The sequence below is a fragment of the Kribbella sp. NPDC056345 genome, from assembly GCF_042262745.1.
Taxonomy (GTDB): domain Bacteria; phylum Actinomycetota; class Actinomycetes; order Propionibacteriales; family Kribbellaceae; genus Kribbella.
This window is the reverse complement of the sequence record NZ_JBHJQQ010000003.1, coordinates 844,998-869,342: the sequence shown is the minus strand read 5'-3', so window position 1 is coordinate 869,342 and position 24,345 is coordinate 844,998. Positions and strand designations below refer to the sequence as shown.

The window sequence follows — 24,345 nt, the reverse complement described above, 5'->3', positions numbered from 1 at the left end:
ACTCCGGTCAGTGGAGCTGGCAGGTGTTGCAGACGAAGAGACCTGCCTCACCGCCTTCGTCGCCCTCCTGCACCGGTACGGCGGCGCGTCCGCCAGCGAGGTGGCGGTGGCCCATGCCGGACTCCCGGTGCGGGTCGCTGTCGATGGCAGCGTCGCTTTTGGTGACCTGCGCGCACAGCTAGCTGAGCTGCGGGCCGAGGCAGAGGCGCACCGGCTACCGGTGGCTGAGCTGCTGCAGCTGCTGGCTCCTGAGCCCTTCCGGGGTGGTGCGTTGCTGTGCGGCACCGGCTTCGGTGACGCACCCTGGGAGGACGGTGGCCCGCTGGACATCGCTCTGTCGGTCTCCGACGGGCAGGTGCGGGCCGACTACCGGACCGACCTCCTCGAGCCGGCAACCGTGGACCGCATCCTCGGCCACTACCGCACGCTGCTGGCTGATGCGCTCGACCGCCCCACTACTCCGGTCGCTGACCTGGAGCTCCTGGTCGACGAGGAGCGGGACCAGATCCTGGCGGGGTGGAACGACACCGAGCACGACGTACCCGCGTTGACCTGGCCCCGGATGTTCGCCGACCAGGTCGCTGCGCGTCCGCACGAGGTGGCCCTGATCCATGAGGACGTTCAGCTCACGTACGCCGAGCTGGATGCCCGCGCGGCGCAGTTGGCGCACGCCCTGGTGGCCCGCGGCGCAGGACCCGAGAAGGTCGTCGCGCTCGCGGTGCCGCGCTCGGCGGACATGATCGTTGCGGAGGTCGCCGTACTGAAGGCCGGTGCGGCCTATCTGCCGGTCGACACCGACTATCCGGCCGACCGGATCGCCTACATGCTCGCGGACGCGCAGCCGGTCTGTGTGGTCACCACGGCGGAGGTTGCGGCGGACCTGCCGCCGGACTCGCTGTTGCTGGACGCACCTGAGACTGTTGCCGAGCTCGCTGGTTATCCGACGCAGGATCCGGCAGTCACTTTGACGGTCGACCACGCGGCGTACGTGATCTACACGTCCGGCTCGACCGGTCGGCCGAAGGGCGTGGTGCTTTCACACGCTGGTGTCGCGAAGCTGGTTGCCACTCAGCAGGAGCGGTTCGGGATCGGTCCGCACAGCAGGGTGCTGCAGTTCGCCTCACCCAGCTTCGATGTGGCGTTCTGGGACCTGTGTCTCGGACTGCTCTCCGGTGGCCGGCTGGTCGTCGTACCTGCTGACCGTCGGGTACCGGGCGCACCGCTCGCGGACTACGCGAACGAGCACGGCATCACCTTCATGATCCTGCCGCCCGCCCTGCTGGCTGCGATGCCGGACGACGTCCTGCTGCCACCCACGGCGACCCTGCTGGCCGGTACCGAACGTGTGTCGCCCGAGCTGGTCAGTCGCTATGCGCGCGGGCGGATGATGTTCAACGCCTACGGTCCGACCGAGGCCACCACCAACTCCACACTGGGCCTGTGCGATCCGGACATCCCCTCCGGCAGCATCGTGCCCATCGGCGTACCTGACCCTGGTACCCGGGCCTACGTCCTCGACGACCGGCTGCGGCCGGTCCCTGCTGGTGTCACGGGAGAGCTCTACCTCGGTGGCGCCGGACTGGCCCGTGGCTACCTCGGCCGGGCCGCACTGACCGCAGAGCGGTTCGTTGCCGACCCCTTCGGTACACCCGGCGAGCGCCTGTACCGCACCGGCGACCTGGTGCGCTGGAAGGCCGACGGACGGCTGGAGTTCCACGGGCGCGTCGACAGCCAGGTGAAGATCCGCGGGTTCCGGATCGAACCGGGTGAGATCGAGTCCGTGCTGCGGGCCCACCCGTCGGTCGACCAGGCCGCGGTCGTCGTCCGCGAGGACCGTCCGGGTGAGCGTCGGCTCGCCGCGTACGTCGTACCGTCGCTCGATGGTGGTTCCGACGACGACGGTGTCGCCGACTGGAAGGACCTGCACGAGCTCCTGTACTCCGCTGCCGGTTCCGACGCGTTTCAGGAGAACTTCGCGGGCTGGAACAGCATGTACGACGGTCTGCCGATCCCGCTCGCGGACATGCGCGAGTGGCGGGCGGCGACCCTGGACCGCATCCGCGCTGTGCAGCCGCGCCGGGTTCTGGAGATCGGTGTCGGTAGTGGGCTACTGCTGTCCCAGTTGGCTCCGGACTGTGCGGAGTACTGGGGTACGGACCTGTCCGAGGAAGCCGTGCGTGCGTTGGAGGCGCAGGTGTCCGCGGTGCCGGGCCTGGCCGACAAGGTCAAGCTGCTGGCCCGACCTGCCGATGACCTGTCCGGACTGCCGGCCGGCTTCTTCGACACGATCGTCATCAACTCCGTCATCCAGTACTTCCCGACCGGCGAGTACCTGACCGACGTACTGCGGGGCGCTGCCGAACTGCTCGCACCTGGTGGTGCGCTGTTCGTCGGTGACGTGCGCAACTTGCGGCTGTTGCTGCCGCTCAGCGCTGCCATTGAGACGCGGCGGGTGCAGGACGGAGACAAGGAAGCGCTGCGCTCGGCTGTGGACCGTGCGATCGCCTGGGAAGGCGAGCTGCTCGTAGACCCTGACTACTTCGCAGCACTCGACGGATTCACGGCCGACGTCCGCGTCAAGCGCGGCAAGCACCACAACGAGCTCACTCGCTACCGGTACGACGTGGTGCTGCGAGCCGACGAAGTAGGCGTACCCGATGCAGTCGAGTCGGACTGGTATGCCGTTGACTCACTCGACGAACTGCTCGCCGGTGCGTCCGGGCCGGTGCGTGTCAACGGTATCCCGAACGCCCGTCTCGCCGAGGACCTCGCTGCGCTCGAAGCCCTCGAAGACAGCAGCCGGCCGGCGATTGCGACGTACGGCGTCGATCCGGAGGAGCTGCACGAGACCGCGGCGCGGCACGGTTACACCGCCGTACTGACCTGGAACGGTGAGGCGGAGGACGGCAGCCTGGATGCGGTCTTCGCTCGCGAGGACGTGATTGCGCCCTACCGGTCAGGAGGTCGGCACCCGCTCACCAACCGTCCGGCGCCGTTCCGCAATGCCGCGGCGTTGATGGCGTCGCTGCGATCCCATGCTGCGGAGTACCTGCCGGACTACATGGTCCCGGCTGCCTTCGTTCCGGTGGACAAGCTGCCGGTCACGCCCAGCGGCAAGCTCGACGCGGCTGCGCTGCCAGTACCTGACTACACGCGGCTCAGCGCCGGACGGGCTCCTTCGACGGCCCGGGAGCAGTTGCTGTGCGACCTGTACGCGCGAGCTCTCGGCCTCCCGTCGGTCAGCATCGACGACGACTTCTTCGCGCTCGGTGGCGACAGCATCATCGCTGTGCAGCTGCTGATCCTGGCGCGGCGCTCCGGACTGGAGCTGACCACGCGGGAGGTGTTCCGGCACCGCACCGTCGCCGAACTGGCCACGGCTGTTCGCGCGGTCCAGTCCGACGACGCCGACGTCTTGACCTGGCAGCAGCCGACTGCGGACGAGCTTGCTGCGCTGCAGGGTGAGCTCTCGGTAGCGGAGGCCTTGCCGCTCGGTCCGCTGCAAGAGGGCTTCTTCTTCCACGCTCTGGTCGACGGCGCCGAGCACGACGCGTACGTCGTCCAGCAGGTCATCGACCTGACCGGGCCGGTCGACGGATCGCTGCTGCGCATCGCGGCGCAGCGCCTGCTGGATCGGCACGCACCACTGCGTGCTTGCTTCCGGCAACTACCTGACGGCCGTCCCGTCCAGCTCATCGCATCCGGCGTGGAAGTCCCGTGGCGTGAGGTTGACGACGCTGCCGATGCGGCGGCAGTCGCTGCGGAGGAGCGGGCCCAGCACTTCGATCTGTCCCGGCCGCCGCTGATGCGCTGTGCGCTGGTCCGGCTCGGCGCGGAACGCAGCCAGCTGATCCTGACGTTCCACCACATCATCGCGGACGGCTGGTCGCTGCCCGTCCTGCACCGCGAGCTCCTGGCCCTGTACGGCGACAGCCCGCTTCCACTGCCCGAGGTTGCGCCGTACCGCGCCTACCTCGGCCGGATTGCCAGTGCCGACCGTGAGGCGGCTCGGGCTGCCTGGCGGACCGCACTGGCGGGTGTGGACGAACCGACTCGTCTGGTGGACACAACTGCGCCCGCTGGTCCCATCGAACCGGCCCAGGTGCGCATCGAACTGTCCGAGCGCGTGACCGCCCAGCTCACGGCTCGGGCCCGGGAACGCGCGGTCACGCTCGGAACACTCGTGCAGGGCGCATGGGGGCTGTTGCTCGGCCGCATGACCGGTCGGCAGGACGTGCTGTTCGGCACCACCGTCTCCGGACGTGACGCGGCCGTTGACGGCATCGAGTCGATGATCGGTCTGTTCATCAACACGCTGCCGACTCGGCTGCGCTGGACACCGGCCGACACGTTCGGCGAGCTGCTGGACCGGTTGCAGGAGGAGCAGAGCGCACTGCTCGACCACCAGCACCTCGGTCTGGCTGACATCCAGCGGGCTGCCGGACATGCAGGCAGCGGTGAGCTCTTCGACACGCTCGTGGTGTTCGAGAACTACCCCAGCAACGAAGGCGTGACCGACCCCACCGGCTCGGTTGCCCTTGCTGGACACGCATTCCACGACGCCGTGCACTACCCGCTCGCCCTGATCGTCAAGCCGGGCCGTCGGCTCGACCTGCGGCTGAAGCACCACGCGCAGCGTCTCGACGCCGATGCGGTGCAGTCGCTCGCCGACCGGCTCACGCTGGTGCTGGAGGCGCTGGCCGGCGACCCTGCTCGTAAGATTGCCGACCTCGACCTGCTGACTCCGAGCGAGCTGGCCGGCGCGCACCCGGCGGGGGAGACCCGTGCGGTTCCGGCAACCACGCTGGCCGCGGCATTCGCCGTACAGGTCGAGAAGACGCCGGACGCCACTGCGGTGGTGTTCGAGGGCGACACCCTCACGTACGCCGAACTCGACGTACGGGCTGAAGCGTTGGCTCAGCGGTTGCGGGCTCGGGGTGTCGGCCGGGAGCAGTTCGTTGCGGTTGCCGTGTCTCGCTCGGCAGAGCTGATGGTGGCGCTGCTGGGTGTTCTGAAGGCCGGTGCGGCGTACCTGCCGCTGGATCTCGACTATCCGGCCGATCGCCTGGCCTACATGCTGGCCGACTCGGGCGCGACCATAGTGATCACCACGGACCGGGATGCTGCTCGGCTACCCGAAGCCGACGGTCTCGACGTACTGGTTGTGGACGCGTACGACGAGCTGTGGTCGGTGCCCCCGGCAGTGGCAGCTAGCCCTGACGACCCGGCGTACTTGATCTACACGTCTGGCTCCACCGGTCGCCCCAAGGGCGTTGTCGTGACGCACCGCGCCATCGTCAACCGGCTGGCCTGGATGCAGGGCGCGTACGGTCTCACGGCCGACGATCGCGTGCTGCAGAAGACGCCGTCCAGCTTCGACGTCAGCGTGTGGGAGTTCTTCTGGGCGCTGTGTGAAGGTGCGGCCGTCGTGCTCGCCGTACCGGACGGTCATCGCGACCCCGCCTACCTGGCCCGGCTGATCCAGGCCGAGCAGGTGACCACCATGCACTTCGTACCGTCAATGCTGGAAGCGTTCCTGGTGACCGACGAGGTCACTGCGGATTCGGCGTGGTCGCGGAGCCTTCGCCGCGTGTTCAGTAGCGGTGAGGCGCTGCCCGGAACGGCTTCCCGTCGGTGGCACGAGCTGACCGGCGTACCGCTGCACAACCTGTACGGACCCACCGAGGCCGCGGTCGACGTGACGTTCCACGAGTACGACGGTGCTTCCGACACGACGGTGCCGATCGGCCGGCCGGTGTGGAACACGGGTCTGCGCGTTCTGGACTCGTGTCTGCGCCCGGTGCCAGACGGTGTGCCAGGTGAGCTCTATCTGACCGGTGTCCAGCTGGCGCGCGGCTATCACCGGCGCGCTGCTCTCACCGCGGACCGCTTCGTTGCCGACCCCTACGCAGTCGGCGCCCGTATGTACCGCACCGGCGACCTCGTACGCCGCCGTGCGGACGGAACGATCGACTACCTCGGCCGCACCGACCGCCAGGTCAAGCTGCGCGGTAACCGCGTTGAGCTCGGTGAGATCGAGGCTGCGCTGACAGGTCACCCGGCCGTCGCCCGTGGTGCAGTAGTCGTGCGTGAGCAGCGTCTGGTCGCCTATGCGGTGCCGGCGTCCGGTGCTGTTGTCGATGTGGCCGAGCTGCGGGCTGCACTGGCCGAGGTGCTGCCCGCATCGATGGTGCCCGAGGCGTACGTCGTACTGGACGACCTGCCGCTGAGTCCGAGCGGCAAGCTGGACCAGGGCGCGCTGCCTGCACCTGAGGTCGAGCGCGGCGCGCGCCGGGAGCCGGAGGGCCCTGCGGAGCGGTTGCTGACCGGCATCTTCGCGGCGGTGCTCGGGATCGAGGACCTCGGTCCCGACGACGACTTCTTCCACCTCGGCGGCGACAGCATCAGTTCCATCGGCGTGGCGACGCGCGCTCGTGCCGGAGGTCTCGAGCTGAGCCCCCGGGACGTGTTCACGCACCGCACGCCCGCCGCGCTTGCTGCCGCGGCACCTGCGGTCACGGAGCCCACTGGCCAGCACACGGGTGATGCTTTTGCGCTGACCGAGGCGCAGTTGGCCCACGTCCGTTCGTTCGCGGCACCAGGTGTTGTCGAGGACATCTGGCCGCTCGCTCCGTTGCAGGACGGGTTGTTCTTCCACTCGGCCTTCTACGAGGGTGAGATGGACGTCTACACCGTCCACGAGACCTTCGACTTCGCGGAGCGCCTCGACACCGACCGGTTGCGGGCCGCCGTTCGCACCCTGCTGGTCCGTAACCCCGGTCTGCGCGCGGGCTTCACCAGTGACGGTCTCGACCAGCCGGTGCAGTTCATCGTCGAGGCTCCGGAGGTCCCGCTCGAGGAGGTCGACCTGACCGGTCTCCCTGTCGCTGAGCAGGATGCACGGCTGCTTGAGCTGACCGACGCCGAGCGCAACCGTCGTTTCGACCTGTCCGCGCCGCCGCTGTTCCGCCTGCTGCTGGTGCGGCTCGACCGGGGTGACCGCCTCGTCATCGGCCGACACCTGATCCTGTGGGACGGCTGGTCGGCGTGGCTGTTCCTGGACGAGCTGTTCGGTCTCTACCAGGGTGCAACCGCCCTGCCCGAGCCCGGCAGCTACCGCGACTACCTGACCTGGCTGGAGCGTCAGGACGACACGGTCGCCACAGCGGCCTGGCGTACGGCGCTCTCCGGCTTGGACGAGCCCACGCTGCTCGCCCCGACCGCACCCGACGGTCTGGAACCCGTCATCCCCGACCAGCTCGACGTACAGCTGCCGGCTGCTCTGAGCGACCGGCTCCGCGAGGTCGGCCGCGAGCACGGTCTCACCCTGAACACTTTGCTCAACGCAGCCTGGGGTCTGACCCTCGCCTCCGCCACCGGTCGCGCCGATGTCGTCTTCGGTACGACGGTCGCCGGCCGCCCGAGCGAGGTCCCGGACGTCGGCGAGATCATCGGTCTGTTCCTGAACACGGTCCCGACCCGGCTCCGCCTCGACGCCACCGAGCCGGTGCTCGCGATGCTGCAGCGGATTCAGGGTGAGCGTCTGGACCTGATGCCGTACGAGCACCTCAGCCTCGGCGTCCTGCAGGCCGAAACTGGCCACCGCAAGCTGTTCGACACGTTGTTCGTGCTGCGCAACAACGACACCGAGGAGCGACTGGAGCTGCTGCGCACGCAGCACGGTGCGACCGCCGTCGCCAACGTCGACGCGACCCACTACCCGGTCAACCTCGTCATCACGCCCGGCCGCGAGATCGCCGTCACGCTGACCCACCGGCCCGACCTCGTTCCAACGCATGACGCCGAGGTGCTGCTCGACCGCTTCGCGCTGCTCGTCGACCGGCTCACCGCTGACCTCACCGCGCCCGTCGGCTCCCTCGACCCGCTGCTGCCCGCTGAGCACGCGGCGCTGCAAGCGGAGTGGGCCGCGAGCCAGGTGCCGGATCCCGAGGAGACCATCGCCGACCTGCTGGCTGTCCAGGCGACCCGTACGCCGGACTCTCGGGCGCTGGTCTTCGGCGAGCGCACGCTCACGTACGCCGAGCTGGACGCGGCGGTGAACCGCATGGCCCGGTTGCTGATCGAGCGCGGCGCCGGTCCGGAGCAGGTGGTCGCACTCGGTCTGCCGCGGTCGCTGGACATGGTGGTCGCGCTGTTCGCCGTACTGCGAACCGGTGCGGCCTATCTGCCGCTGGAACTCGACCACCCGGCCGACCGGTTGTCCCTGATGCTGGCCGACGCCCGTCCGCTCTTGCTGCTCAGCACGACTGCTGTGTCGGCCACGCTCGACGGTGACATGCAGCGGGTCCTGCTGGATGACTCTGCAGTGCAGAGCGAGCTGGCCGGACTGTCTGATGCACCTGTCCAGCGTAGGTTCAGTCTTGAGCATCCGGCGTACGTCATCTACACCTCTGGTTCCACGGGTCGCCCGAAGGGCGTGGTCACGCCGTACCGGGGTCTCACGAACATGCAGCTCAACCACCAGAAGGAGATCTTCGACCCGGCAGTCGCCTCGGCCGGCGGACGGCAGCTGCGCATTGCGCACACCGTGTCGTTCGCTTTCGACATGTCGTGGGAAGAGCTGCTGTGGCTGGTCGAAGGCCATGAGGTGCACGTCTGTGACGAGGAGCTGCGTCGTGACGCCGAGGCGCTCGTTGCGTACTGCGAGCAGCACCGCATCGACGTCGTCAACGTCACTCCGACGTACGCGCGGCTGCTGATCGAGCAGGGTCTGTTGGAGGGCCACGTCCCGCCGCTGGTGCTGCTCGGTGGTGAGGCGGTCTCCGACACGGTGTGGAGCGTTCTGCGCGACACCGAGGGGACGTACGGCTACAACCTCTACGGTCCGACCGAGTACACCATCAACACCCTTGGTGGTGGCACGTTCGACAGCGCTACACCGACGGTCGGCAAGCCGATCCGCGGTACCCGGGCGCACATCCTGGACAGCTGGCTGCGGCCGGTACCGGACGGCGTACCGGGGGAGCTGTACATCGCCGGTATCGGTCTGGCGCGGGGCTACCTCGACCAGCCCGGTCTGACCGCAGAGCGCTTCGTAGCTGACCCATTCGGCGTGTCAGGTGAGCGCATGTACCGCACCGGCGACCTGGTGCGCCGGAACCCCGACGGCAACCTCGACTTCCTCGGCCGCACCGACGACCAGGTGAAGATTCGCGGCTACCGGATCGAGCCCGGCGAGATCGAGACCGTGCTCAGCCGGCACCCGCTCGTCGCCCAGGCCGCGGTGGTCGTCCGGGACGACCGCCTCGTGGGCTACGTCGTACCGGCTGCGGCCGACTCCGCGGAGCGGCAGGCTGCCGAGGCAGCGCAGGTCGACGAGTGGCAGGAGATCTACTCCGACGAGTACGAGGAGATCGGCACCGCTGTCTTCACCGAGCAGTACGACGGCTGGGACAGCTCGTACGACGGACAGCCGATCCCGTTCGAGCAGATGCACGAGTGGCGCGAGGCCACGCTCGCCCGGATCGAGTCGCTGCAGCCCCGCCGCGTACTGGAGATCGGTATCGGCTCCGGCCTGCTGCTGTCCCGGCTCGCACCAGCTGCCGAGTCGTATTGGGGTACTGACTTCGCAGCGCCCGTCATCCGCAAGATCGGCGCCGAACTGCGTGCCCACGACCCGGAGCTCGCGGACCGCGTGGAGCTGCGCTGCCGGCCCGCCGACGACCTGTCCGACCTGCCAACCGGCTTCTTCGACACGATCGTCATCAACTCGGTCATCCAGTACTTCCCGAGCATCGAGTACCTGACCACCGTCATCAACGGTGCGATGGACCTGCTGGCTCCTGGCGGCGCACTGTTCGTCGGCGACGTCCGCAACCTGCGCCTGGCCCGCACCTTCCACACCGAGATCCAGCAGGCCCGCGGAACCGCGGAGACCGAGCTGGAGCGCGCCGTCGAGCGTGGACTGCAGCTGGAGAAGGAACTGCTCGTCGACCCGGACTACTTCACGACTCTGGGCTATGAGATCGACCTGCGCACCAAACGCGCCCTGCACCACAACGAACTGAGCCGCCACCGGTACGACGTCGTCCTGTACGCCGGTGACCCGGATCTGCGCCTGTCGGACGTACCGACCGTCGAGTGGTCCACGGTTGAGACTCTGCGGGAACTCCTGTCCGACGGGAGAGCTCTGCGCGTCACCGGCATCCCCGACGGCCGGATCGGCGACGGGGTCGACCCGGAGGACCTGCACACACTGGGCCATCAGGTCCTGACCACCTGGTGCGGCCCGGCCGGAACGTACGACGCGGTATTCACGCCGGAGGCTCCCCGGCTGACCAGTGGGCTCTACCGCGCGGGTGGTGGCGCGGCGCCGTACGCGAATGACCCGACGGCCGCCAGGGAAGCGAGCGCGCTGGTACGGCGGTTGCGCGACGACCTGGGGAAGGAGCTGCCGGAGTACATGGTTCCGGCCGCATTCGTCACGGTCGACGGTCTACCGATGAACTCGAACGGCAAGCTCGACGTGCGTGCTCTGCCGGATGCTGAGCCCGCAGTCGCGCTGGGCGGTGGACGTGGTCCGCGCACTCCGCAGGAAGAGGTGCTGTGCCGCCTGTTCGCGGAGGTGCTCGGACTGCCCGAAGTAGGGGCCGAGGACAACTTCTTCGATCTCGGCGGGCACTCGCTGCTCGCCACTCGGCTGGTCAGCCGTGCGCGCACCGAGCTCGGTGCTGAGCTCGCCATCCGCGACCTGTTCGAGGCACCGACCCCGGCATTGCTTGCGGGACGCGCCGACAACGGCAAGCCCGCACGCCCGGCTCTGACGACGTACGGCGAGCGCCCGGAGTACGTCCCGTTGTCCGCAGCGCAGCGGCGGCTGTGGCTGGTGGAGCAGTTGGAGAGCGCTGGGGCGGCGTACAACTTCCCGTTGGTGTTCCGTCTGCGCGGGGCGCTCGACGTACCGGCATTGCAGACAGCGTTGCAGGATGTGGCTGCGCGGCATGAGTCGCTGCGGACTCTGGTTGGTGAGCACGACGGAGTGCCGTTCCAGTGGATTCGTGACCAGGCACAGCTGTCGTTCAGTGTTGTGGACTGTGCCGAGGGCGATCTGCCTGGGCTGGTCGAGTCGGCGCAGCGGCGAACCTTCGATCTGACGCGTGAGTTCCCCTTGCGGGCAGAGGTGTTCCGGGTCGGTGCGGAAGACCATGTCGTGGCTGTGGTCCTGCACCACATCACCACCGACGAGTGGTCCGACCGTCCGTTCCTGGCCGACCTCAACACGGCGTACGCCGCCCGCAGCGCTGGTAGCGAACCGGTGTGGGACGCGCTGCCGGTGCAGTACGCCGACTACACGCTCTGGCAGGAAGAGCTCTTCGAGCAGCTGGGTGAGCGTCAGCTCGCGTACTGGAGTGAGGCGCTACGCGGCGCCCCGGACGAGCTCACCCTGCCGCTGGACCGCCCGCGTCCGGCCGAGCCCAGCGGCGGCGGCGCCATCGTGCGCTGCGAACTGCCCGTCGAGACGGGGCGTGCGTTGCGTGAGCTGTCGACCAGCTCCGGCACCAGCATGTGGATGGTCGTGCAGGCTGCTACCGCCGCCCTGCTGCATCGGTTGGGGGCGGGCGACGACATTCCGCTGGGTGCGCCGATCGCGGGTCGGACCGACAGCGGTCTGGACGACCTGGTCGGCTTCTTCGTCAACACCCTGGTACTGCGGACCGACCTGTCCGGTGCACCGACGGTCCAGGAGTTGCTGGCGCGGGTCCGTGAGTCGTCGCTGGCTGCGTTCGAGCACCAGGACGTCCCGTTCGACCGTGTCGTCGAGGCGCTGAACCCGCCGCGGATCACCGGTCGTAATCCGCTCTTCCAGGTGATGCTCGGGTACCACCACCGGCCGGAGGGTGATCCGGAGGCTCTGCTCGGGCTGCCGGCGGAGTGGTACGAGATGGAGACCGGTGCGGCCAAGTTCGATCTGAACTTCACCTTCGTGGACGAGTCGGACGTGTCCGGCCGCCTCACGCTCCTGCTCGAGTACGCGACCGACCTAACCGATGCGGCTACCGCAGAGCTCCTGTGCCGCCGGATGGCGTCACTGCTCGAACAGGTCGTCGCTGACCCAAGCCGTCGTGTCGGCACGTTGGACGTGCTCTACGACGATGAGCGCGCCCTTGTCCTCCAAGGTTTCAACGACACCGCGCGTGCGGTCGTCGACACGACGCTGCCGGAGTTGTTCCGTGCGCAGGTGGCTCGTACGCCAGCGGCGACGGCGCTCGTCTATGAGGGCGAGGCACTGACGTATGCCGAGCTCGATGCGCGAGTGGAGACTTTGGCTCGCACGCTCACCGCGAACGGTGCACAAGCCGACACCATCGTTGCTGTGGCGTTGCCACGTTCGCTTGCGCTGGTGATCACCCTGCTCGCGGTACAGCGTGCTGGTGCTGCGTATCTGCCTCTGGACACCAGCTACCCGGCTGATCGGCTCGCCTACATGCTCGGAGACGCCGAGCCGGTCTGTCTGGTCACGGCTGATCTTCCAGCTACCGACATCGCTACGGTGCTGGTCGCGCTGGACGGCATGCCTGACCAGCCGGCTGACGCGCCGCTACCGCAGTCCTACGACCCGTTGCAGGCGGCGTACGTCATCTACACATCCGGTTCGACCGGACGGCCCAAGGGCGTCTCCGTCCCGCACCAGGCAATCGTCAACCGCCTGCTGTGGATGCAGGACACCTACCGGCTCGAGTCCACTGACCGGGTGCTGCAGAAGACACCTGCCGGGTTCGACGTGTCGGTGTGGGAATTCTTCTGGCCGCTCATCACAGGGGCCGCTCTGGTGGTTGCCCGGCCGGAGGGACACCAGGATCCGCTCTACCTTGCCGACCTGATCCAGCAGGAGCAGATCACTACCACCCACTTCGTTCCGTCGATGCTGCGCGCGTTCCTCGACGAGCCGGCGGCGGCGCACTGCGCTTCGCTGCGTCAGGTGATGTGTAGTGGTGAGGCTCTGCCTGCCCCGTTCGCCGCGCGCTTTGCCGAGGTCCTGCCCACCAGCAAGCTGCACAACCTCTACGGCCCCACCGAGGCCGCAGTCGACGTCACCTCCTACGAGGTCCCTGCTGCACCGACCACCGTCCCGATCGGCCACCCGGTCTGGAACACCCGCACCTACGTGCTCGACGCCGAGCTGAACCCGGTCCCGCCGGGTGTCGCCGGTGAGCTCTACCTCGCCGGTGTGCAGTTGGCACGCGGCTACCTCGGTCGCCCAGCCCTCACCGCCGAGCGCTTCGTCGCCAACCCCTTCGCCACCGGTGAGCGCATGTACCGCACCGGCGACCTCGCCCGCTGGCGCCAGGACGGCGAGCTGGAGTACCTCGGTCGTGCCGACGACCAGGTGAAGCTCCGCGGCTTCCGCATCGAACTGGGCGAGATCGAGACCGCGCTCACGGCTCACCCTGCAGTCGCACACGCCGCCGTCATCCTGCGAGACGAGCAGCTGGTCGCGTACGTCGTACTGTCCGCACCAGCCACGTCGTCAGAACTGCGGGCGCACGTCGCGGTGTCGCTGCCCGATCACATGGTCCCGGCCGCCGTGGTCACTCTCGACTCGCTGCCGTTGACTCCGAACGGGAAGCTGGATCGGCGGGCGCTGCCGGCACCGGACTTCGCGGCTGAGGTGGGGGACGCGCGACCGCGTACTCCGTTGGAGGAGACGCTGTGTGCGTTGGTGGCCGAGGTACTCGGCCTTGAGCGGGTGGGGGTCGATGACGACTTCTTCGCGTTGGGTGGGCACTCGCTGAGTGCGATGCGGCTGGTCAGCCGGCTTCGGGCGAGTGTCGGGGCAGAGGCGTCGCTGCGCACGATCTTCGACGCACCGACGCCGGCCAAGCTCGCCAAGCACCTTGGGACGGCTCACAGCGTCGTACGGCCTGCGCTCGACGCCGCGCGGTCGGTGCCGGAGCGGTTGCCGCTCGTGTCTGCACAGCAAGGGCTGTGGCTGCTGCACCAGGTGGAGGGGCCCAACCCGACGTACAACCTCCCGTCGGTCTGGCGGCTCACTGGTCGCCTCGACCGGGCCGCACTCGAGGCCGCACTGAACGACGTCGTCGCACGGCACGCACCGCTGCGCACGGTGTTCCCGGCCGTTGACGGCATGCCGTTCCAACAGGTCCTCGACCACGCCGAGCTCCCGCTCACCGTGGCGGACTACGGGGACCTGGCGACCGAGGCGGCGTACGCGTTCGACCTGGGCCAGGAGATCCCGGTGCGGGCGGTCCTGTTCGAGGTGGGACGGGACGAGCATGTGCTGTTGCTTCTGCTGCACCACATCGCCACCGACGAGTGGTCGGACCGCCCGCTGCTCGGTGACCTGTCCAGCGCCTATGCGGCGCGCGTCGAAGGCCGCAGTCCCGAGTGGGCGCCACTCCCCGCGAGCTACGCCGACTACACGTTGTGGCAGCAGGAGCTGCTGGAGGCGACCGAGAGCAGCCTGGTCGAGCACTGGACCCGGACGCTCGCCGGGCTGCCGGTCGAGCTGAACCTGCCCGTCGACCGTCCGCGTCCGGCAGAGTCGAGCGGACGAGGTGGCACGGTCGACTTCGCCGTCTCACCGGCTGTGGAGCGTGCACTGCGCGAGCTGGCACGTGAGCACGGCGTCAGCATGTTCATGGTGGCTCAAACTGCTGTCGCGGCGCTGCTGCACCGACTCGGGGCCGGGACGGACATCCCCCTCGGCGCCCCGGTGTCGGGCCGTGGCGACAAGGCGCTTGAAGACCTCGTCGGCTTCTTCGTGAACTCGCTCGTCCTGCGAACGGATCTGTCCGGCAACCCCACCTTCACCGAGCTGCTGACGCGGGTCCGCGAGACCGACCTGACGGCGTACGAGCACCAGGACCTGCCGTTCGAACGGCTCGTGAAGGCGATCAAGCCGGAGCGCTCGCTCGCCCGGCACCCGCTGTTCCAGGTGATGGTGGCCCACCTCACCAACCAGACCGAAGGCATGGAGCTGCCCGGCCTGTCCGTACGGCGCGAGTCGGTCGGCCAGGAGACCGCCAAGTTCGACCTCAGCTTCGACTTCGTCGAACAGGGCGAGGGCGACGGTATCCAGGGCTGGATCGAGTACAGCGCCGACCTGTTCGACCAGTCGACCGCAGAACTCCTCGGCCGTCGGCTGGAGTCCCTGCTGGAACAGGTCGTCGCCGATCCCACCTGCAGGATCAGCTCTCTCGACGTCCTCAGCACTGCCGAGCGGCAGACTGTTCTGGAGACCTGGAACGACACTGCGCTCCCGCCGGCCGAGCGGCTCGAGACCGTGCCCGCTCTGTTCGCCGCACAGGTCGCGGCGAGTCCAGACGCGGTTGCCGTCACCGACGACCACAACACCTGGACCTTCGCCGAGCTGGATGCGCGCACCGAGCAACTGGCCCGTGTGCTCGCCGGACAGGGCGCAGGCCCGGAGCGGCTCGTCGCACTGGCGTTGCCGCGCACAGCCGACTACATCGCCGCGATCCTCGCGGTGATGAAGGCCGGTGCCGGCTACCTGCCGCTCGATCCTGACCTGCCCGAGTCACGTCTCACCAGCATGCTCGCGGATGCCAGTCCGGTCCTGGTCCTGTCCACCACGGACACCGCCCTGCCTGCCACGGACATCCCTGTACTGCGTCTCGACGCGTTGGCCGGACTCCCGGAAGCGACGCCGACCGCCCCCGGCCCGGACCATCCGGCGTACGTCATCTACACGTCCGGATCGACTGGCCGGCCCAAGGGCGTTGTCGTCACCCAGCGCGGTGTCGCGAACCTCTTCCACAGCCATCGCCACGACCTGCACGATCTGGCGAAGGAACGGACCGGTCGCCAGCACCTGCGGGTGGCACATGCCTGGTCGTTCTCGTTCGACGCGTCGTGGCAGCCGCAGTTGTGGCTGCTGGACGGGCACGCCCTGCACATCGCGGACGACGAGACGCGACGCGATCCTGAACTGCTCACCGCATTCATCCGCGACCGTGGTATCGACTTCATCGAGGTCACTCCGTCGCTCCTGACCCAGCTGGCCGACAGCGGGCTGATCGGTCCGGACGGCGAGTGTCCGCTCGCCGTGGTGGGCTTCGGGGGCGAGGCGGTTCCGGAGTCGCTGTGGAGCCGGCTGGCTGCACTGCCGAACACCGAGGGCTTCAACCTGTACGGGCCGACCGAAGCGACCGTGGACGCACTGGTCGGACGGCTCAGCGACAGCACACGTCCGGTCGTCGGGCGGCCGGTCCACGGCTCTCGCGCCTACGTGCTCGACGCAGCGCTGAGTCCGGTTCCGCCGGGTGTCACCGGTGAGCTGTACCTGTCCGGCCCGGGTCTCGCTCGTGGCTACCTGGGCCGGCCGGAGCTGACCGCTGAGCGGTTCGTCGCCGACCCGTTCGGTACGCCGGGCGCCCGCATGTACCGCACGGGTGACCTAGCTCGCTGGACGCGGAACGGGCTGCTGGAATTCGCCGGACGTACCGACGACCAGGTCAAGATCCGCGGCTACCGGATCGAGCTGGCCGAGATCGAGGCTGTGCTCGACAGTCACCCGGCGGTCAGCCAGACCGTCGTGATCGCTCGCGACCAGCGGCAGCTCGTCGCCTACGTGGTCTCCGATGCGGACCCGGCCGAGCTCCGCGCGCACACCGCGGCAGCGCTGCCCGACTACATGGTTCCGGCGGCGGTCGTCGTACTGGATCGGCTGCCGGTGCTGTCTAACGGCAAGCTCGACCGGGCGGCCCTGCCGGCGCCTGACTTCACCCTGGCCGGTGGTGGGCGGACTCCGGAGAACGAGACCGAGTTCGTCCTGCGTGAGCTGTTCGGTGAGGCGCTGGGGTTGCCGGCCGAGGCGGTAGGGACTGAGGGCGACTTCTTCGCGTTCGGTGGCGACAGCATCATCGCCATGCAGCTGGTCGCACGGGCCCGCGCCCGGGGGCTGCGATTCACCCCGCGGCAGCTGTTCCAGCACCGCACAGTGGTCGCACTGGCCGCAGTGGCGGCGGTCGCCGACCACGAGACGGTCCACGACGACGACGGCGTGGGTCCGGTTCCGCTCACGCCGATCATGCGTGCCCTGCTGGAGCGCGGTGGCCCGATCGCGGGCTACCACCAGGCCGCCCTACTCCGCACTCCGGCAGAGCTCACTCAGGAAGGGCTGCAGGCCGTTCTGCAGGCTGTGGCCGATCGGCACGACATGCTGCGTGCCCGCCTGATTCGCGAGCCGGAGCCCGCGCTGTCGGTGCCGACGCACGCAGACGTCAGCACGTGGCTCACCCGAACCGACGTGCGCGGCGCCGACGAGGCAGCAATGTGTACGGCGATCTCTCAGCACGCGCTGACTGCGCAGGCGGGGCTTGATCCCGAGGCAGGCGCCATGGTCCGGGCAGTGTGGTTCGACGCCGGCCCCGAGACGCCGGGCCGGCTGCTGATCCTCGCGCACCACCTGGTGACCGACGGCGTGTCCTGGCGGGTACTACTGCCCGACCTCGCGACAGCCTGGTCCGCCGTACGAGAAGGCCGTACGCCGGAGCTGGCGCCGGTGGAGCTGTCGTTCGGCCGCTGGTCCCGTCGGCTCGCGGCACGGGCCGTGGAGCCGGCGGCTGAGGACGAGCTGCCGCTGTGGGCCTCGATCCTCGCCGAGGGCGCTGGTCTACCGCTCGCACGCCCACTCGACTCAGTACGAGACACCGTCCGCACCGCTGGCCACCTGTCACTGACGCTGCCCGCGGCCGTCACCGGTCCGCTGCTGAGTCGGGCCCCGGCCTCTTTCGGCGCCGGTGTGAACGATGTGCTGCTGACCGCGTTCGCGCTGGCCGTGGCTGAGTGGCGAGCGCGTCACTTCGGTACGGCGGCCGGTGCGCCCGTGCTGGTCGATATCGAAGGACACGGGCGCGAGGCGGAACTCGCGGGCGACGCCGATCTGTCGCGGACTGTCGGCTGGTTCACCAGCGTCGTACCGGTGCGGCTCGACCCTGCCGGGCAGGACGTAGAGGTGGCTCTGGGCCGCGTCCGGGACCAGCTGGCCGCACTGCCCACGGCTGGTATCGGCCACGGGCTCCTGCGCCACCTCAACCCGAAGACCGCACCCGTGCTGGCCGAGCTCGGCGAGCCGCAGATCGAGTTCAACTACATGGGTCGCTTCGACCTCCCGGAAGCGGCCGACTGGTCGCCGGCGCCAGCGGCCGAGGACAGCGCTGCGGAGCTGGACGCGGATCCGGACATGCCGATGTCACATGCGCTCACTGTGAACGCTCTGACCGCGGACCGTCCCGACGGCCCCGAGCTGATCGCGGAGTGGGCCTACGCCTCCGAACTTCTCACCGACGACGCAGTACGGGACCTGGCCGAGACCTGGTTCCGCGCATTGGAAACAGTTGTGCAGCTGGCAACGGAAAGGCAAGGACAGTGAGCAACCCCTTCGAGAACGCCGACGGCGTCTACCTCGTGCTGGTCAACGAGGAGGGCCAGTACAGCCTGTGGCCCGAGTTCGCGGAGACTCCGGCGGGCTGGACGGTCGCGCACGGGCCCGCCGGTCGCCAGGAGTGCCTGGACCACATCGAGACGCACTGGACGGATCTACGCCCGAAGAGTCTTGCCGAAGGGTAGACATCGGACCTTTCGTTCGGCATTCTCGCTCGGGAACTCGTGACTCCGCGCTGAAATGCGCGGAGTCGCCCGATCTCTTCGAGAGGCCCCGCCCATGCCTGAGCTGAGTCGTCGTGCTGTTCTCGCCGCTGGAGGTCTGGGGACCGCAGCCTGGGTGAGTGGGGTGAGCGTCGCGTCGGCCGGCCCGGCGTTGCCGACCGTCCGGCCGGGGCGGCTCGAGTACGGCGAGCCGGCCCATGCGTGGGAGTCGGGCGCGCTACCGATCGGCAACGGCCGTCTGGGCGCCATGGTGTTCGGCGGCGTCGGCCGGGATCGCATCCAGCTCAGCGAGCAGAGCCTCTGGGGCGGAGTCAACGACTACGACAACGGTCTGGCCGGAGTGGACGACAACGCGTTCGACACCTCGATGACCGGCTTCGGCTCGTTCCGGAACTTCGGTGACCTGTACGTCGAGTTCGGCGGCGGAGCGACCGAGCTGACCGCACCCGGTGGTCCCTACGAGACGTCCGCCGCGGAGACGGTGCAGCAGACGATCGACGGCCGCAACGACACCAAGTGGTGCGTGATCTCACCACCAGCCGCAGTCGTGTGGCAACTAGCCCTGCGGACCGCGGCCAGTGTCCGCGGCTATGCGCTGACCAGCGCGAACGACGTGCCGGCACGGGATCCGCAGGCGTGGGTGCTTGAGGGGTCGAACGACGGGCAGACGTGGACGGTGCTCGACAGACAGCAGTTGGCGGGACCGTTCACCGCCCGACTCGAGACCCGGCACTTCGACATCGCCACACCGGCGTCGTACCGGCACTATCGCTTCACGTTCACGCCGGTCGCCGGGGTGAGCCACTTCCAGGTCGCAGAGATCGCACTGGACGGTGTGGATCCACACGACGCTCCGCAGTTCACGGAGTACCGTCGTTCGCTCGACCTGGTGAGTGGAGTGCACAGCAGCGAGTACGTCGACGAGCGGGGCGTGCACATCCGCAGTACTGCCTTTGCCGGTGACGTGCTTGTTCTGCGGTACGTCGGACAGCTGTCGGGACGAGTGTCGTTGCTGGCCGGCCAAGGCGCGAAGACGGTCGCGGACCGGACCACGCTGAGGTTCAACGGTGCCATGGGCAACGGACTGCGGTATGCCGCTGAGGCCCGTGTCGTCACCCGAGGCGGATCGGTGACAACCGACGGCACGTCGATCGAGGTGAAGGACTGCCGCGAGCTGGTGGTCTATCTGGACGGCCGGACCGACTACGCGATGTCGGCGGCAGACGGGTGGCGCGGTAGCGCGCCAGCGCCCGCCGTACGAGGGTCTGTCGCGACCGCTGTCCGTCAGGGGGCGGATGCGTCGCTGAGCAAGCACCAGAAGGACTTCAGCGCTCGCATGCGTCGTGTTGCGGTGGACTGGGGGAGCACGGCTCCCGAGGTTGCTGCACTCCCAACAGGCCAACGACTTGCGCGGTATGCCGACGGTGGTGCGGACCCGTCACTCGAGCAGACCCTGTTCACGTACAGCCGTTACCTGCTGGCGTCGTCGTCGCGACCTGACGGGCTCCCGGCGAATCTGCAGGGACTGTGGAACGACCAGGACCAGCCTGCGTGGGCCTCGGACTATCACACGAACATCAATGTGCAGATGAACTACTGGGGCGCGGAGACGGCTGACCTGCCGGACTCGCATGAGGCCCTCACGCGTTTCATCGAGCAGGTCGCAGTCCCGAGCCGGGTGGCTACGCGGCACGCCTTCGGTGCCGACACCCGTGGCTGGACCGCGCGCACCAGTCAGAGCGTCTTCGGCGGCAACTCTTGGCAGTGGAACACCGTCGCGAGCGCCTGGTACGCGCAGCACCTCTGGGAGCACTACGCCTTCACGCAGGACCGCGAGTACCTACGCAAGCACGCGTACCCGCTGATCAAGGAGATCTGCGAGTTCTGGGAAGACCGTCTCGTCGAGGACGCCGACGGCCGGCTGGTGTCGCCCGACGGCTGGTCGCCGGAGCACGGTCCGCGCGAAGACGGCGTGATGTACGACCAGCAGATCATCTGGGACCTCTTCCAGAACTACCTCGACGCTGCGACCGTTCTGAACGTCGATGCGCAGTACCGCCGGACTGTCGCGGACCTGCAAGCTCGCCTGGCGCCCAACAAGATCGGTCGCTGGGGACAACTGCAGGAATGGCAGACCGACCGAGACGATCCGGCCGACATCCACCGGCACACCTCACACCTGTTCGCCGTCTACCCAGGCCGGCAGATCACCCCAGCCGGTACGCCGGAACTCGCAGCCGCGGCCCTGGTGTCGTTGAAGGCGCGCTGCGGTGAGAAGGAAGGTGAGCCGTTCACAGCGGCCACCGTGTCGGGCGACAGTCGCCGTTCGTGGACCTGGCCCTGGCGGTGCGCGCTGTTCGCCCGCCTCGGCGACGGTGAGCGCGCAGCGATCATGTTGCGCGGACTGCTGACCTTCAACACCCTCCAGAACCTGTTCACGACGCACCCGCCGTTCCAGATCGACGGCAACCTCGGAGTCTCCGGGGCAATCGTGGAGATGCTCCTGCAGAGCCACGGCGGTGAGATCGCGCTCCTGCCCGCGCTTCCCGCCGCCTGGCCCGACGGCTCCTTCCGCGGTCTCCGAGCACGAGGTGGCTACCGAGTCGACTGCACCTGGACAGCCGGCCAAGTCCGCTCGTTCCGAATCACCGCTGACCGCACCACCGCACGCCGTACCGTCCAGGTCCGAGTCAACGGAACCCTCCGGACGGTCAGACCCGAGGTGCCCTAGCGGCAATGCCTTACTCGTGGGTAACATGACCGGTATGGCGACTCAGGTGGTGGAGATGTGGGGCCGGCTCAAAGCGGTTCCGGGTGGGGACCGGGTGTTCTCGCGGGCCTTCACGTGGAAGGCGCCGTACTTCCGGTCGATTCGGCCACGGTTCGTGCAGGTGGGGGCGAACTACGCCTCGCTGGTGCTGCCGAAGCGGCGGGCGGTGCAGAACCACATCGGTACGGTGCATGCGATCGCGGTGTGCAACGGGCTGGAGGCGGCGATGGGTGCGCTGGCTGAGGCGACCGTCCCGGCCGGCAAGCGCTGGCTGCCGAAGGGGATGGAGGTCGCCTACCTCGCCAAGTCCACCTCCGACCTGACCTGCTCGGCCGAGACCGACCCGGACGACTGGACCAGCGGACCTGACGTACCGGTGCGTGTGAAGGCGACTCGTGACGACGGCACAGTGGTTGTCGAAGGCACCATCCACCTGTGGGTCACCGACCGCAAGTAGCACTGCCCGTATTCCTCTCGCTGGGATGACGTACGGCGTCGTAGGGTCGGGCGTGTGACGGATGCGCTGCGAGTGGTGGATGTTGCCGAGGAGAACCTGGACTCGGCATGGCAGGTACGGCAGAGGTCGTTCGGGCCAGGTGGGGACAAGGACGAGTGGCGGAAGACCGCGCTGGAGTTCGCGCGCGACGGCCGGTACCTCGGAGTTGTTGACGGAGATGAGCTGGTTGCGGCCGCGCGGATCTGGCCGTTCGAGCAGTGGTGGGGCGGCCGGCGGATCCCCATGGCCGGTGTTGCCGGTGTGGTCGTCGCCCCGGAGTACCGCGGTCGTGGAGTTGCCAGCCTGCTGATGCGTGCTGTGCTGAAGCGCAGTGTGGAGAAGGGCTATCCGCTGTCGGCGCTCTACCCGGCGACCACAGTGCTGTACCGGCACCTCGGATACGAGTTCGCTGGCGGGCGGTACCAGTTCACTTTCCCAGCAGCCGATCTGCGCACGCTGGGTGGTCGCGGAGTGCCGGTGCGCAAGGCCGGTAAGGAGGATGCGCAGCTCTTCATCGAGCTCGCCTCGAAGCTGCACGAAACCGACCGGTCGAACGGTCCACTGATCTGGCCGCTCCGTCAGGTCGAGTCGTGGCTGGGCGACGAGGACAACTTCGCGTATGCCGCCGAAGACGGCTTCGTCGTCTACAACTGGTCCGACGGGAACCTGTCCATCGACGAGATCGTGGCCGGCTCCGAAGAGACCGCCCGGGCGCTCTGGGCGACTGTCGGTTCCGGTGCGTCGATCGCGAAGAGCGTGCTGGTCCACACCGCACCGACCGACCCCGTGCACCTGCTCGCCGAGCACGAGGCCGAGGCCGAGTCGCGGGTCCAGCGCTGGATGCTGCGGCTCACCGATGCACCGGCCGCGATCGCACAGCGCGGGTACGCGGCAGGCGCCGTACTGGATCTTCCGCTGCATCTCGAAGATGCCGATCTGCCAGCAAATGCTGGGGATTGGCGGCTGTCGGTTGCGGACGGCACCGGTTCGCTGGTGGCTGCCGAGCCCGCCGCGGACGCGGTCCGGCTGGGTGCCCGTGGGCTTGCCGCGCTCTATGCCGGTACGCCGGTCGCTGCGCTCCGCGGAGCCGGACTGCTGTCCGGAGGATCGGCGGCGGCCGATGCTGCGCTCGACACCGCGTTCAGTGGGTCGACGGCGTACATGATCGACTACTTCTGAGCGGGCGGCGCGTCGATTTCCCGGCTGTCCGGACCGGCCGTTAGGGTTGTCGAACAAACGTTCGGAGGTAGTCCATGCGGGTGCTCGGCGTCGACCCTGGGTTGACCCGGTGCGGTCTCGGCGTCGTCGAGGGCACACCGGGCAGACCGCCCACGATGGTCGCCGTCGGCGTGATCCGGACACCGCCCGAGCTCGACGTCTCGCAACGCCTGGTGCGGATCGAGGCCGAGCTGATCGAGTGGATCACCGAGCACCGGCCGGATGCCGTCGCGGTGGAGCGGGTCTTCGCGCAGCACAACGTGCGGACGGTGATGGGCACGGCCCAGGCCTCCGGGGTGGCGATGGTGGTGGCCGCGCGCAGTGGCCTGCCGGTCGCGCTGCACACCCCGAGTGAGGTCAAGGCCGCGGTCACCGGGTCCGGTCGGGCCGGCAAGGAGCAGGTGACCACGATGGTCACCCGGATCCTGCAGCTGCCCGAGCGGCCGACCCCTGCCGACGCCGCCGATGCGCTGGCGCTGGCGATCTGTCACATCTGGCGTGGTGGGGTGGCGAGCAGACTGCAGCAGGCGGCCGCCTCGCGGTCGAATCTCGAGGCCGCGGCGCAGGCGCAGTCCCGGCTGCAGGTGGCCAGGCTGCGAGCCGCCGTTGCGGCGCAAGAGGGCAAGCGATGAGTGGAGGTGCGCGGTGATCGCGTTCGTGCGGGGCCCGGTGGCGGCCATCGGAGTGGACAGTGCCGTGATCGAGGTCGGGGGAGTGGGCCTGCAGGTGCTCTGTGACCCCGGCACGCTGGCGGGGCTGCGGCCCGGCCAGGAGGCCCGGATCGCGACCTCGATGATCGTGCGCGAGGACTCGCTCACGCTCTACGGTTTCGCCGACGACGACGCGAAGAGTGTGTTCGAGCTGCTGCTGACCGCGACCGGGGTCGGCCCGAAGCTGGCGCAGGCCGCGCTCGCGGTGCTCGAACCGGACCAGTTGCGCCATGCCGTGGCCACCGAGGACCTCGCCGTACTGGTGAAGGTGCCGGGGATCGGGAAGAAGGGCGCCCAGCGGATCGTGCTGGAGCTCAAGGACAAGATCGGTGCGCCGTCGCGGACGGTGACCGGGCGGCCGCTGCAGACCCAGGACGCCTGGCGGGCGCAGGTGCACGCCGGCCTGGTCGGTCTCGGCTGGTCCCCGCGGGATGCCGAGGACGCGGTCACCGCGGTGTCGCCGCTGGCCGCCGACAACCCGAATCCGTCGGTTCCCGACCTGCTGCGCGCTGCCTTGCGCGCGCTCTCCAAGGCGTAGT

At 68.8% G+C, this 24,345-nt stretch carries 7 protein-coding genes; all 7 read left to right on the top strand.

Going from position 1 to position 24,345, the window contains the following annotated elements:
- Positions 1-10 precede the first annotated feature (10 nt).
- On the top strand, positions 11-18,376 hold the full coding sequence (locus ACFCV3_RS14690) for an amino acid adenylation domain-containing protein (RefSeq protein ID WP_376030308.1): 18,366 nt from the start codon (positions 11-13) through the stop codon (positions 18,374-18,376).
- Positions 18,373-18,573, top strand: coding sequence for an MbtH family protein (locus tag ACFCV3_RS14685; RefSeq protein WP_376030306.1), 201 nt, complete (start codon positions 18,373-18,375; stop codon positions 18,571-18,573). Before ACFCV3_RS14690 ends, ACFCV3_RS14685 begins: the two co-directional genes overlap by 4 nt.
- Before the next feature lie 94 nt (positions 18,574-18,667).
- Positions 18,668-21,343, top strand: a complete 2,676-nt coding sequence (locus ACFCV3_RS14680) for a glycoside hydrolase N-terminal domain-containing protein (RefSeq protein WP_376030305.1) — start codon at positions 18,668-18,670, stop codon at positions 21,341-21,343.
- A 34-nt stretch (positions 21,344-21,377) separates the two neighbouring features.
- Positions 21,378-21,839: a hotdog fold domain-containing protein gene (locus tag ACFCV3_RS14675; RefSeq protein WP_376030303.1), complete on the top strand. Its 462-nt coding sequence runs from the start codon at positions 21,378-21,380 to the stop codon at positions 21,837-21,839.
- A 54-nt stretch (positions 21,840-21,893) separates the two neighbouring features.
- Entirely contained in the window at positions 21,894-23,057 is a 1,164-nt protein-coding gene (gene eis / locus ACFCV3_RS14670; RefSeq protein WP_376030301.1) for an enhanced intracellular survival protein Eis, read from the top strand.
- 74 nt (positions 23,058-23,131) lie between these two features.
- On the top strand, positions 23,132-23,728 hold the full coding sequence (ruvC, locus tag ACFCV3_RS14665) for a crossover junction endodeoxyribonuclease RuvC (protein WP_376030300.1): 597 nt from the start codon (positions 23,132-23,134) through the stop codon (positions 23,726-23,728).
- 13 nt (positions 23,729-23,741) lie between these two features.
- Entirely contained in the window at positions 23,742-24,344 is a 603-nt protein-coding gene (gene ruvA, locus ACFCV3_RS14660) for a Holliday junction branch migration protein RuvA (RefSeq protein ID WP_376030298.1), read from the top strand.
- Position 24,345 lies beyond the last annotated feature (1 nt).

Bases quoted from the DNA above. Each gene is read 5' to 3' on its own strand.
- ACFCV3_RS14675 (WP_376030303.1), top strand. From the start codon at position 21,378: ATGGCGACTCAGGTGGTGGAGATGTGGGGCCGGCTCAAAGCGGTTCCG.
- ruvC (WP_376030300.1), top strand. From the start codon at position 23,132: ATGCGGGTGCTCGGCGTCGACCCTGGGTTGACCCGGTGCGGTCTCGGC.
- ACFCV3_RS14680 (WP_376030305.1), top strand. From the start codon at position 18,668: ATGCCTGAGCTGAGTCGTCGTGCTGTTCTCGCCGCTGGAGGTCTGGGG.